The sequence below is a fragment of the Niallia sp. FSL W8-0177 genome (genome assembly GCF_038006285.1).
Classification (GTDB): domain Bacteria; phylum Bacillota; class Bacilli; order Bacillales; family Cytobacillaceae; genus Niallia; species Niallia circulans_A.
Genome location: NZ_JBBOUX010000001.1, coordinates 4,848,712 through 4,861,000, shown reverse-complemented (window position 1 = coordinate 4,861,000; position 12,289 = coordinate 4,848,712). Strand labels below are relative to the sequence as shown.

Sequence of the window (12,289 nt, the reverse complement as noted above, 5' to 3'; positions counted from 1 at the left end):
TTATCGATGTATAATAGAGCCATAATGATGATAATCCTATTATCTATTTAAACTATCTATTTTTCGGGAGATAATAATGAAACTAAGTGAAAGACAAGAAAAAATTATTAAAATAGTCAAAGAATATCAACCTGTAAGTGGAGAAAAGGTGTCTGATTTGTTGGATGTATCAAGAGCCACCCTGCGATCAGATTTATCTTTTTTAACGCTTGTTGGAATCTTACAAGCTACCCCCAAAATTGGGTACACCTATTCGGGATCAGATTTAGAGAAATTTTTCTTTTTTAAAACTTTCAATACAAAAGTAAATGAGATAATGATGCCGCCGTTAATGGTTAATCAAGATACTTCCATTCGAGATGCTATAACAACTTTATTTATGTATGATGTAGGTTCATTATATGTCACTGGAGAAGAAAAGCTTCTATTAGGGGTTTTATCAAGAAAGGACCTATTAAGAGCCTCATTAAATACGAATATAGATCAGACACCTGTAGCGGTCTGTATGACTCGCGTACCTCATATTAAAGTCTGTAAAAAAGACATGGATATCTTAGAAGCGGCAAGTATTCTTCAAGATTTTGAGGTGGACTCATTACCTGTTGTGGATGATGAAAATGAAAGAAAAGTGATTGGAAAAATCACTAAAACCAGAATATTAAATTTCATTATTCAACAGGCAAGAAAGGCAGAATTAAATGAATAGAGGAGATTTTTTATGAAAAATGAAATCATTGTATATACCATTTCCGATTCAATAGGAGAAACTTCACAAAAATTATTAGCAGCTGTAACTGCTCAATTTCCAGATTTGGTATTCAACAACAGCTACCGTTTTTCTTTTGTTAACAAAGAAGAAGAGTTAGTTGATATATTAAATGACGCGTTAAAAGATGATGCAGTAGTAGTTAGCACATTAGTTGATAACCATTTAGCTAATGTTGCTAAAGACTTCAGTAAGCGAACAAAGTTACATTACTTGGATTTAATGAATCCCTTTTTTGAGATTATTAAATCTAAAACAGGTTATACCCCCATAGAAGAACCTGGTATTGTACATAAGTTAGATACAGAATATTTTAATAAAATAGCAGCAATCGAATTTGCAGTAAAATATGATGATGGAAAGAACCCGCAAGGATTTCTTCAATCCGATGCTGTAATACTCGGTGTTTCCCGTACTTCCAAGACTCCTTTGAGTATGTATTTAGCCAATAAAGGTTATAAAGTATCAAATTTACCACTTATACCTGAAGTCCCCTTACCTACCATATTAGAGAAGCTAGAGGGGCGGAAGATAATCGGCTTGATTTGTAATCCAGAAAAACTATCCAGAATCAGAAGTAATCGCTTAGATTCTTTAGGATTGAGTCACTCATCTAGTTATACAAATTTAGAAAGAATTTATGAAGAGCTAGAGTATTCAAAACAAGTATTTAAAAAGCATAATGCCTATGTTATTGATGTAACAGATAAATCAATTGAGGAAACAGCTTATCTAGTAGAAAAACATCTAAAAGAAGTAAGTATCCACTGGTAGAGCCGGTGGATACTTACTTCTTTTTGAATCAACGCATTCTCGATTATTCAATTACATGAAATAATGATCCGTTTTTTCCGATAAAACAATATTGCATACCAGCACTTATTCTTATTCCTCTATATTTCCACCTTCTTTTCTTAAGAAATTCAATGAATGACAAACAGCTTGAATTAGCCCAACTTCTCTTTGTAGTATGCTAACATTATATTGATTCTAAGAACAATTTTTAATTAATATAAGTAAAGAGAGATGATTTTTAGTGGAATTATCATTTTTAATGTTTGCATTAATTGGTGTTATTATTGGAATTCTATCAAGTATGTTTGGCTTTGGGGGTGGATTCGTAGTAGTTCCTATCCTATTTGCATTTTTACCAGATTCTATTCCAAGCGAATATTTAATGCATACAGCTATTGGTACATCATTAGCAGTTATGATTATAAATTCATTCAATTCAACATATAATCATGCGAAAAAAGGCAATGTGACATGGTCAGTCTTCAAACTATTAGTAGGGTATATTGCAATAGGTTCTTTAATAGGTGGTATGCTTGCAGTCTATATTGATAGCGATTTCCTTAGGTTTGCGTTCATTGGTCTCTTAATTTACGTTTTGGTTTCAAACATTTTCAAAAAATCATTCACCAGAGAGATTGATGAACAATCATTTCATATGCCTAAGCAAAGTTCAGCATCTTTTATTGGAATAGGCATTGGATTTCTTTCAACCTTGTTAGGTATTGGCGGAAGTACCATGACAATTCCTTACCTTAGAAATAGAGGTATGCGTATGATACACTCTGTAGCTCTGGCTACCCCATTAGGTCTGCCAATTGCTATCGTTGGAGCCCTTACTTATTTAATTACAGGAATACAGATAGATACAATGCCTTCATCCACTCTAGGGTTTATATACTTACCTGCGCTAATCGGGTTTACAATCGGTGGTTTTGTTGGCGTACCTATTGGAAGATCTTGGGCTCAAAAGTTATCTGACAAACTTTTTTCCAAAATATACTTAATTCTGCTGTTTATTGTGGTCATTATGATGATTACAAGCTAATTATGGAATAACATTATACATAGAGATATTTATTATAATATAACCAAGTTATCTCAGAAAATGTTCCCTACCAAAATTCAATGAACAAACAAAATTCCCTACCAAAATTGTTTCTTGGTAGGGTTTTTGGTAGGGAACCATATTATTTTATATAGTAATTGATCATTTTTTACAAGGTTAAATCCTTATAAATCGGTGTTCCCTCTTCAAATGTATTCTTATTCCCACTCAATCGTCGCAGGCGGCTTACTAGTAATGTCATACACGACGCGGTTAATATGGGCTACTTCATTAACGATTCTTGTCGAAATCACTTCTAGTACATCCCATGGCAGTCTTGCCCAGTCAGATGTCATTCCATCGATAGAAGTAACTGCTCGAATACCGATTGTATAATCATACGTACGTGCATCTCCCATAACTCCAACACTGCGGATATCAGGAAGGACAGTAAAGTATTGCCATACATCGCGTTCTAAGCCAGCTTTTTTAATTTCTTCGCGTAAAATGGCATCTGATTCACGGACGATTTCTAGTTTTTCTTCTGTAATAGCTCCTAATACACGAATCCCTAAACCTGGGCCCGGGAATGGCTGTCTCCACACAATATCATCAGCTATTCCTAATTCAGAACCTAAAGCACGTACTTCATCTTTAAATAGCGTATTTAAAGGTTCAATTAATTGGAATTGCATGTCTTCAGGAAGTCCGCCTACATTATGATGGGACTTAATGGTTTGTGCAGTAGCTGTACCACTTTCAATAATATCTGTGTAAAGAGTACCTTGTGCTAAGAAATCAATTCCTTCTAATTTTGCTGCTTCATCATCAAACACATAGATGAATTCATTTCCGATAATTTTTCGTTTTTTCTCAGGGTCACTTACACCTTCTAACTTAGACATAAAACGTTCTTTCGCATCTACTTTAATGACATTCATGTTAAAGCCTTCTGTGAAAGTTTTCATTACCCCTTCCGCTTCGCCTTTGCGAAGAAGTCCATGGTCTACAAATATACAGGTTAATTGATCGCCAATAGCTTTATGAATCAACACAGCAACAACAGAAGAATCTACTCCACCACTTAAGGCGCAAAGAACTTTCTTGTCGCCGACTGTCTGGCGAATTTTTTCCATTTCAATTTCAATGAAGTTCTCCATTGACCAGTCACCTTTGCAGCCACAAACACCGAATACAAAGTTTTTCAATAATTCATTTCCATATACAGAGTGACGTACTTCTGGGTGGAATTGAACAGCATATAATCCTTTTTCTTCATTACTCATCGAAGCAATCGGACAAGAAGCGCTTGTTGCATCAATTGTAAATCCAGCAGGAGCTTCGACCACTAAATCACCATGGCTCATCCAAACAATTTGTTCTGTTGGAAGGTCAGTGAATAACTTAGAGTTGTTTTCAATATTAATTGCTGCTTTTCCATATTCACGATGCTTTGCTTTTTCCACTTTTCCGGCAAAATGCTGGGTCATCAATTGCATTCCATAACAAATACCAAAAATAGGAAGTTCTAAATCGAATATTTTTTCATCTACGCCAAATGCATTTTCATCATATACACTATTAGGTCCGCCTGAAAAAATGATTCCAGAAGGGTTTAATTCCTTAATCTCTTCAGCTGTAATGGTATGTGGATGCAACTCACTATATACTCCAAATTCTCTTATTCTTCTTGTAATCAATTGATTATATTGACTACCAAAATCTAGGACAACGATCATTTCCTGACCTTCTATATGCGCTTTCCCCATTCCTATTCACCCCAACTACTCTATTTGAATTTCTCTTCTTACTATTTCCAAATACCTTCATTATTCATGCTTATCTTTTTCTCTTAATCAGATTTTGTTTTTTACAAAAAAGCTGATTTCGAAAGAAAACAACCACCTTTTATAAAATACCAACAAAAAAAGACTAGAATCCGCCTCAAATAAAAACGAAGGCAGAATTCTAGTCTTCTTCATAAAAGCTAAATAAATCAAAGACTTATCTGCCTTCATAGTCAGATCATTTAAGGCGACCCGGTAGAGACTCTCGAACCATATCATCGAGGATATATGAAGGAATTATATATAGATGTGAATATTGTAACAACATGTCGAATCGATGGTCAAGCTGTTGTTTTTTTAATTAAATTTTCCCACAATTCTTTCACATCTTCCCAAGTCTCTTTTTGTATATAACCTTTATACAGATATTCCTCATATTTAGCAGTCAATTGGCTCATTTCTTCACTTGAATAAATATGATCTATTTGCTTTGCATACTCTCTTAAGGTAATTTCTTCCTTCTTGCGGAGTCCGGCTATCTCTAGTAGATGCAGCAGCACCATATAAGCTTTCGGAAAATTAGCTTCCTCTGTTGTATTTCGGAATTTCCAAATGTAATAATAAGGAAGCCATTTATAGCGAAATTTATAGGCTGCTAATCCTGCTGTAATGATGATTACTAGAACTATAGTGACCCACTGCCAATTTTCTTTAGCAGTAGTTTTATAACTTTCCCATCCTTCTGTAGATGGTGATGCTTGCTCTATTGTTTGCTCTGGAGTTTCTGGTTTTTGCTCTGGCGTTTTTGGCTGTTGTGCCTTTTCCTCTGGTGTTTGTGTTTCATTATTCTCAGTATTTCGATTGCTTTCCACATCATTAATATACGTATTCGCATTAGAGAATCCTTGCGTTGGCTCAAAGGAAACCCAGCCTACTTCTGGAAAATAAACCTCTACCCATGAATGTGCATTATTATTTGTAACCTCATAGCGGCGAATATCCCCGTCCGCTTCTACAAATTCTCCCTCTGTAAAACCTTTAACCCATCTTGAGGGAATCCCAATAGAACGCAGCAGGGTAACCATAGAAGTCGAATAGTTATCACAATAACCCAGCTTTGTTTCAAATAAGAATTGATCCACATAATCCTCTTCCTCATTCGGGACTGCAACATTATTTTGACTATAAGCAAAACCATTAGAGGAGAAATAAGTTTCTATCGCACGTACCTTTGCAAATAGATTTTCATCATTTTTCGTTATATCAACAGCAAGATCTTTCACTCTTTGCGGCAATGAATCGGGAAGCTGAAGGTAGCGTTTCACCATGTCTGGATTATTTCTTATAAAGTCTTCCATATCAGCTGTTGTTAACGCATTTAGACTGTATTCCGGCACATCAAATTTAACCGAGTAACTTTCTACATATCCATTAAAAACACCACGTTCATTCCCACTTTCAATTTCCATGAACGAATTAGCAGCAGATACTTCTTTTACCCCTAATGGGTATAGTAAATAAGAAAAGCCATTGGTAAATTGCACGGTGCTTTCAGACTCTGTCCGCTTCACATTTTCCCCTTCTACAAAAGAGACAAAAGGAATTTCGCCACCTTGATCTAATACTTCAAAGTTGTCCCGATTTAATTTTAAAGATTCCTCTGATTGGACCCAGCCTTTTCCGGTATAAGTATCTTTCGTTTCTACCTTCCAATAATGAGGCTCTTCTACCTCCGCAACAAAGACCAAGGAAGAATCACCAATAAAGTCTCCCCCTAACCTCGAATCATCGACACTATAACCAACTCGATGAACACCGCTTCCTGGAATATCTCCGTCCTCTTCTCCTCCTTTATCCCCCATTGTCTGGATAAAAGGAACAGGATCTGGCCAAATAGGATCTGCCTTTGGTGATAAGTAGCCAATCCCAGCACTTCCAATTACGAATAAAAGTAAAGGAATCATCCATTTTACGATCGAACTGTTAGTATTTCTAGCTCCTTCTTTATCACTTAATCGAAAGAATGTTAACATGCCCATTGCTGTAAAACCTATGATTACCGTACGAATAATTGCCGCATCAGCACTATAAATCGTAAAAGTATCTAATACGGTAATATAAATAATTGTCAGCAAAAAGAATGTAAAAATCTTTCTTCGCTTAATTAGCCAATAATCAATTAAATACGCCATCAGCCATAATAAAATGAAACAGAGACTGCTTTTAAACATATTTGTCATTTCCGGCCACTTTGTATTAAATACCAATGCTAAATTATCGATAAATTCGGCTGCAAAAGGTTGAATCCATTGAAAAGTAAAAAATGATTCCTCATAATATAAATATTGAAGAATAAATATAATATAAACAGTCTTTAATGTGCCGCTTACCCAGCTCGGTGTCCGGAAAAAGGCTAACAATAAAGATAACGCAAGAAATAAGTGAAAAACAATCACATTCTCTGTATTCGTTAATGCTTCCAACGGTCCGAGCCATTCACAAATTAATAAAAAACCTAAAATATATAATAAAAAATTGGCAATTGTGATATGTTGTTTGCTATAGGGTGTTCCCATTTATGCCACCCCCTCTCCAAGAGCCTCTTTAAATCTCCCCTTAGAAACAGGAATGATTCGAATGCCCTTTTTTCCAGCAAATGCACTTAATGTTCTTTCTTCATTAGATAAACCTTCCTTTTGTCCCGTGATGGTAAATATCACAATATTATATCTTTTACTTGCCAACCACCCAGCTTTATCTATAAGTTCTCTCGTTACTTGGGAAGTAATTAACATGATAGTGGCCTGTGGGGGCAATTGACTACTTTCATTATCTAAAACCTCTGCTAATGTGATTTCCTTTGTAGTACGTACTTTCGCTAAATGATGGAGAAGGTATTGTTGGTGACTTTCCCCTCCTCTTATTGGAAAAATTTTACGATCCGTATCTACCGATAATAAGCCTACTTGCGCACCTTTTTTTAAAATAGCTCGAATGATAGAAGCGGTGAAAGACACTGTCGTTTCCATTCTTTTATTTTCTTGGCAATCCATCACAATCATAATGTCATGCGACTGCTTTTGTTCAAATTCCTTTGTCATCATATTATTGCGCCTTGCACTTGCTTTCCAGTTAATCCATGAAAAGCGGTCACCTGGCTGATACTCTCTCACACCAACTGCCATTGTCGTATCTCGCTGCACTCGCTCCTTCGATGAAGTCATTCCCTGCTCATAGTGATTTTCCAGCGGTTTATATATCATTTCTTCAATAGGAGGATACACTAGAATCCGTTCTACTTGAATATAGACCTTCTCCTTCTCAATCAGACCTAAAGGGTCGCCTAATTGGAGACAGATTTGATCAAATACATGCTCTCCTCTTGGCAACTCCTTCACTGTATAATTAAAGCGTAGTCTCCGCTTTAATCCAGGCATTAGCATTCTCTTTTCTTCTATTTTCTGCCCCACTGTGGAACTAAAGGAATCTCTCACCACCATATAAAAAACAGGAAAAAACGAGTTTCTCGTTAATTCAATTTCTACATGCATTTCTTCTTTCGCACTATATTCATATTTCAAAATCTTTCGTTTCACTTGCCAATCCCGCATTGGATAGACTGCAATAAAAAGACCATATAAAGCAAATGGTAAAAAACTATAAAATAAAAACCAGCTTACAAACCCACCTTGAAACATAGCATAGGAAAATACCATCACTATTAATAAAAATAGCAAAATTAATTTCCAAATCCGATTTAATTTTTGCAAAGATCTTTTCATTACTTCACTAACCTTTGTACCGGGACAGATACTTGCCCAATAATTCGATTAATAATTTCTTCTGCTGTTATCCCATCGAACTTTGTTTCTGATTTTAAAATCATTCGATGAGCAAAAACAGCTTTTACTAAGAATTGCACATCATCTGGGATGACATAATCTCTTCCTTGAATAAAGGCATAGCTTTGTGATGCTCTCATTAATGCAATGGAACCCCTCGGACTGACCCCTAGATAAACACTCGCATTTTCTCTTGTTGCAGTAGCGAGTTCCACAATGTATTTTTTAATCGTCTCATCCACATACACTTGTCTTACTTCATTTTGAAGAGTAAGTAACTCATCTAAGCTAACAACTGACTCTAATTTTTCAATTGGCGCTGCTACTTGGACTCTAGTTAACACTTCTATTTCTTCTTCTACAGTTGGATATCCCATATTCATTTTCAATAAGAAGCGATCTAATTGTGCTTCTGGTAGAGGATAGGTTCCTTCATATTCAATTGGGTTCTGGGTTGCCATAACAAAGAATGGCTTTTGTAACTGATGTGTCACACCATCAATCGTTACACTACTTTCCTCCATCGCTTCCAAAAGAGCTGACTGAGTCTTTGGAGATGTCCGATTTATTTCATCAGCTAGAATAATATTTCCCATGATTGGTCCTGGCACGAATTGAAATTCTAGCTCTTTCGGGTTATAAATAGACACTCCCGTTACATCAGAAGGTAAGAGGTCTGGAGTGAATTGAATTCTACGAAAATTAGCTCCCACTGATTTCGCTAAAGCTCGCACCATCATTGTTTTCCCAACTCCTGGAACATCTTCCAATAAAACATGCCCTTGGGCAAGCAAAGCAATTAAACTCAGTTCTGCTACATCCCTTTTCCCAATCATCACCTTTTCGATATTACCGATTATTCTGTTAATTGCCAAACTATGATTTCCTGCCATTCTTCTCCTCCTGTTGCATTTCTAGTAACTTGCTAGTTTATGTGATTGTTACGACCCTATCTTTCAACTAAGCAATCATTTTCTTACTAGTAACCAATCGATTCTTTTCATCTAGCTTCTATATCTAGCATTGCCATTTTTTAAGATAAAAATTCCTGTGGATTTAAACCTAATTCTCGACAAATTTCTGTCACCACTTGTTTTTCCCTTTGATCGAAATGACCATCTGCATATCCAATCGCAATACAATACCGAGCTACAAGTCTAGCAATCTCTGGCTTTGAACGAACTTTTCCTAGTGCTCGAAAGCTTTCAGCTCTACCAATAATTTGATCATATTCTATTTTTCGGACAAAGTAATTAAATTGCTGAATTACTTTATTTGTATCAAAAACACGTAATTCCTCACTTTGATGGATAAACTCCATCATTTTTTGTTCTTCTGCATGGTCTAGCCTTCCATCAGCCATTCCTACTAATGCACATGCAGCGACAACAGCGTCAAGTACATCTGGATTTTTATAGCGCATAAAGAGATCTCTAGCTCTTTGTTTCTGCTGCCTTCCCCATTCAGCATAATCCGTCTGAGATGGAGACCAACTATAGCCACAACTATTGCAAGTTATTTTCAGCTGTCCTTTTCCGATAAATCCACCTAATAAACCGACAGGTCCTAAAATCAATCCTCCAATTGCCGCTTTGCCAATTCCGAAGCCTTTTTCGCCGGTACGGACATTTGTACTTCTACATCTTATACACTGCATATGATCACTAGAATAAGCGTCATTAACAGCATCTTGTCCATACATTTGTGGATTTCTATTAGTATAAGACTGTTGCCAGTTTGGCTGATAAGCCCCGCTACTTGAAGCCGGATAAGTTTGCGTTTCAAATGACTGGTAGTAAGGCCTATTAGGTTCTTGATAAGCTTGTTGGATAGAATCATTAGGATAGGCAGGTGCTTGGGGTTCATCATCAACTGTTACTCCAAAATTGCTGCATAAGGCAGCTAACCCACCTTGAAAGCCACTTCCGACAGCATTAAATTTCCATTCTCCGTGATGTCGGTATAGCTCTGCTGCAACAATAGCAGTTTCAACTGTATAATCTCTTCCAAGATTAAAACGAAGAAGTTCTACTTGATCTCCCTCATTAAATACTCTGACATAGGCATTAGATATTTGTCCAAAATTTTGTCCTTTATTATAAGCGTCATGAATGGTAATGGTAAAAGCAATGCGTTGAATAGTGGAAGGTACTTGGGATAAATCCACTCGAATTTGTTCATCGTCCATTCTGCCATGCCCGTTCCGGTTATCTCCACTATATACTACCGATCCATTAGGACCAGTTGGATTATTATAAAATATAAAATCATTATCACTCCATACTTTATGATTATCGCCCAACAAAAAAGCTGACGCATCTAAATCATAGTTGGCACCATGCTGATTGATATCCCAGCCTAAACCAATTACTACATTCCTTAACCCAGGATGTGATTTTGTCAAATCTATCTTTTGACCCTTGCTTAGCATAACCCCCACGAAGAACCTCTCCTTTTTTACATTCAAATTCTTCCAACTATCGATACCTATTATTTTACAGCATTATCTAGGTAATTGTACGTATATTCATTTACAGTTATATTACAACTACCCCTTTTACGATATAAAACATGAAAAAGTTTCTTCTTTTAGCAACTCCTTATTATCCTTTTTCTTTCTATACCTTTTCTCTTCTAATTTGTAATTTTTTTTGGAGGTTTGTCATAAAAAAGATAAAGTAGACATGTTTGTCATGAATTTGGTAGGTTCGTAACGGTTATTTAACCGAACAAAATTCACTTGTACTGTAGAATGGAATAGGTAAAGGAGTTGTTATGTATGTTATTGGGTTCCCTTATTTGTAAGATACGAAAATATCATAAATATAATTATTATTACAGTGGTATATGCATCACTTGCGGAGAAGTAAGAAAAGAATACGAGAAAGTACAAGAAGACACCATAGAGGAACAAGCAGAGGAAAAAGATATTACAGATCGATCGATTACACAGTAATCATTTATCATATAAAATTCTATCCCTTCTTCATTTAAGGCTTTGTTCAATGAATCGTTTTGGCAAAAAAATAAATACTTTCTAAACAATATTTTACTTGAACAAAGCCTAAATAATTTAACTTATCTTCAATAATTAAAACTTCTATCAGCGGGAGGTTCTTCCTCCGCACTGATGGTTATATTTGGACCACTAATGGAATAACTAACGATTAACAACTCTTTGTATATGAATAGCTAAATATAACTTTTCATTATCTGTTAAAGAATAATTGAATTGACTTTCAATATATTCATTTATTTTTTCCGTGCATCTAAAGGCTTCTCTATGCTTATGTTTCACCATTTCGAATAGATATGGATCATCATCATCCATGTATGTCTTGCTATAGAGCCTTTGTGCAAAGAACTTCAAATGAGTAAGAAATCGAAAATAGTTTAAAGAGTCCTCATCAAATTCCATCTTATAATGGTATTTAACAATATTTAATATATTTTGCATAACCTTTGTGATGTTTGCAATATTAGGCATTTCTTGACTCAGGTCTGAATTAACTAGATGCATTGCAATAAAACCAGCTTCATCTTCTGGCAGCTCAATACCTAATTTCTCTTTCATTAGTTGAATGGTCTCTAATCCAATAGCAAACTCTTCCTTATAAAACCTTTTTATTTCCCATAATAAAGCGTTCTTAATTTCAAACCCCTTTTGGATTCTCTGAACAGCAAAATGCAAATGATCGGTTAAAGAGATATAAAAACTATCATTTAACTTTCTGCCTAGCCTGCTGCTAGCAATCTTAATGACTTCCTCTGTGATTTCGATATATTCAACAGGTACTTCATATAAAAGTGTTTTAAACTTTTCCGACATATCATTATTTTTCAAAGCAAATACTTTTTCTATTTTTGCTTCTTCCACTAAATCACCAGGCTTCTTTTGAAAAGCTATACCTCTACCCATTACTACTAATTCTTCGTCTTGTTCATTAAACGCAGCAATTACATTATTGTTATATACTTTTTCTATTTTCATTTGACCACCTGTAGTTTAATATGGCTTTTTTTCCTTATCATGGATAAGTGATCGTGATAATGG

General features: G+C 35.4%; 10 protein-coding genes and 1 riboswitch. Of the genes, 4 read left to right on the top strand and 6 right to left on the bottom strand.

Features of this window, described 5'->3' with window-relative positions; genetic code table 11:
- Positions 1–76 precede the first annotated feature (76 nt).
- The 3 genes from NST77_RS23775 to NST77_RS23765 all read left to right on the top strand — a co-directional run bounded on the left by NST77_RS23775 (position 77) and on the right by NST77_RS23765 (position 2,606).
- Positions 77–706, top strand: coding sequence for a CBS domain-containing protein (locus NST77_RS23775; RefSeq protein WP_095333060.1), 630 nt, complete (start codon positions 77–79; stop codon positions 704–706).
- 12 nt (positions 707–718) lie between these two features.
- The gene (locus NST77_RS23770) at positions 719–1,540 is read left to right on the top strand and encodes a pyruvate, water dikinase regulatory protein (protein ID WP_123260026.1); all 822 of its coding nucleotides are present in this window, start codon (positions 719–721) and stop codon (positions 1,538–1,540) included.
- A 262-nt stretch (positions 1,541–1,802) separates the two neighbouring features.
- Positions 1,803–2,606 carry a sulfite exporter TauE/SafE family protein gene (locus tag NST77_RS23765; protein ID WP_095333055.1) on the top strand — a complete coding sequence of 268 codons (804 nt, stop codon included), beginning with the start codon at positions 1,803–1,805 and terminating at the stop codon, positions 2,604–2,606.
- A gap of 218 nt (positions 2,607–2,824) precedes the next feature.
- On the opposite strand, the gene guaA is transcribed toward NST77_RS23765, so the two are convergent.
- The 5 genes from guaA to NST77_RS23740 form a co-directional block, all read right to left on the bottom strand.
- Complete coding sequence (gene guaA / locus NST77_RS23760; protein ID WP_095333053.1) at positions 2,825–4,375, bottom strand: glutamine-hydrolyzing GMP synthase; 1,551 nt, start codon at positions 4,373–4,375, stop codon at positions 2,825–2,827.
- 228 nt (positions 4,376–4,603) lie between these two features.
- Positions 4,604–4,705, bottom strand: a riboswitch (purine riboswitch).
- A gap of 29 nt (positions 4,706–4,734) precedes the next feature.
- Positions 4,735–6,969 carry a transglutaminase TgpA family protein gene (locus tag NST77_RS23755; protein WP_163187721.1) on the bottom strand — a complete coding sequence of 745 codons (2,235 nt, stop codon included), beginning with the start codon at positions 6,967–6,969 and terminating at the stop codon, positions 4,735–4,737.
- Entirely contained in the window at positions 6,970–8,175 is a 1,206-nt protein-coding gene (locus tag NST77_RS23750) for a DUF58 domain-containing protein (protein ID WP_123258830.1), read from the bottom strand. It lies immediately after the preceding gene.
- Entirely contained in the window at positions 8,175–9,128 is a 954-nt protein-coding gene (locus NST77_RS23745; protein WP_163187719.1) for an AAA family ATPase, read from the bottom strand. The genes NST77_RS23750 and NST77_RS23745 overlap by 1 nt, the downstream gene beginning before the upstream one ends.
- 140 nt (positions 9,129–9,268) lie before the next feature.
- Positions 9,269–10,675 carry a TerD family protein gene (locus NST77_RS23740; RefSeq protein ID WP_123260029.1) on the bottom strand — a complete coding sequence of 469 codons (1,407 nt, stop codon included), beginning with the start codon at positions 10,673–10,675 and terminating at the stop codon, positions 9,269–9,271.
- Positions 10,676–11,014: 339 nt separating this feature from the next.
- Between NST77_RS23740 and NST77_RS23735 the strand changes: the two genes are divergently transcribed.
- Positions 11,015–11,191 (top strand): hypothetical protein, encoded by a 177-nt coding sequence (locus NST77_RS23735; protein ID WP_163187717.1) that lies wholly within the window; start codon positions 11,015–11,017, stop codon positions 11,189–11,191.
- A gap of 204 nt (positions 11,192–11,395) precedes the next feature.
- Here the strand turns inward: NST77_RS23735 and licT are convergent, their stop codons facing one another.
- Positions 11,396–12,226 carry a BglG family transcription antiterminator LicT gene (gene licT / locus NST77_RS23730; protein ID WP_095333043.1) on the bottom strand — a complete coding sequence of 277 codons (831 nt, stop codon included), beginning with the start codon at positions 12,224–12,226 and terminating at the stop codon, positions 11,396–11,398.
- Positions 12,227–12,289: the final 63 nt, after the last annotated feature.

What these genes read in the sequence shown, in the direction of transcription:
- NST77_RS23735 (WP_163187717.1), top strand. Translation starts at nt 11,015, where the DNA reads ATGTTATTGGGTTCCCTTATTTGTAAGATACGAAAATATCATAAATAT.
- NST77_RS23750 (WP_123258830.1), bottom strand. Translation starts at nt 8,175, where the DNA reads ATGAAAAGATCTTTGCAAAAATTAAATCGGATTTGGAAATTAATTTTG.
- NST77_RS23770 (WP_123260026.1), top strand. Translation starts at nt 719, where the DNA reads ATGAAAAATGAAATCATTGTATATACCATTTCCGATTCAATAGGAGAA.
- NST77_RS23745 (WP_163187719.1), bottom strand. Translation starts at nt 9,128, where the DNA reads ATGGCAGGAAATCATAGTTTGGCAATTAACAGAATAATCGGTAATATC.
- licT (WP_095333043.1), bottom strand. Translation starts at nt 12,226, where the DNA reads ATGAAAATAGAAAAAGTATATAACAATAATGTAATTGCTGCGTTTAAT.
- NST77_RS23755 (WP_163187721.1), bottom strand. Translation starts at nt 6,969, where the DNA reads ATGGGAACACCCTATAGCAAACAACATATCACAATTGCCAATTTTTTA.
- guaA (WP_095333053.1), bottom strand. Translation starts at nt 4,375, where the DNA reads ATGGGGAAAGCGCATATAGAAGGTCAGGAAATGATCGTTGTCCTAGAT.
- NST77_RS23775 (WP_095333060.1), top strand. Translation starts at nt 77, where the DNA reads ATGAAACTAAGTGAAAGACAAGAAAAAATTATTAAAATAGTCAAAGAA.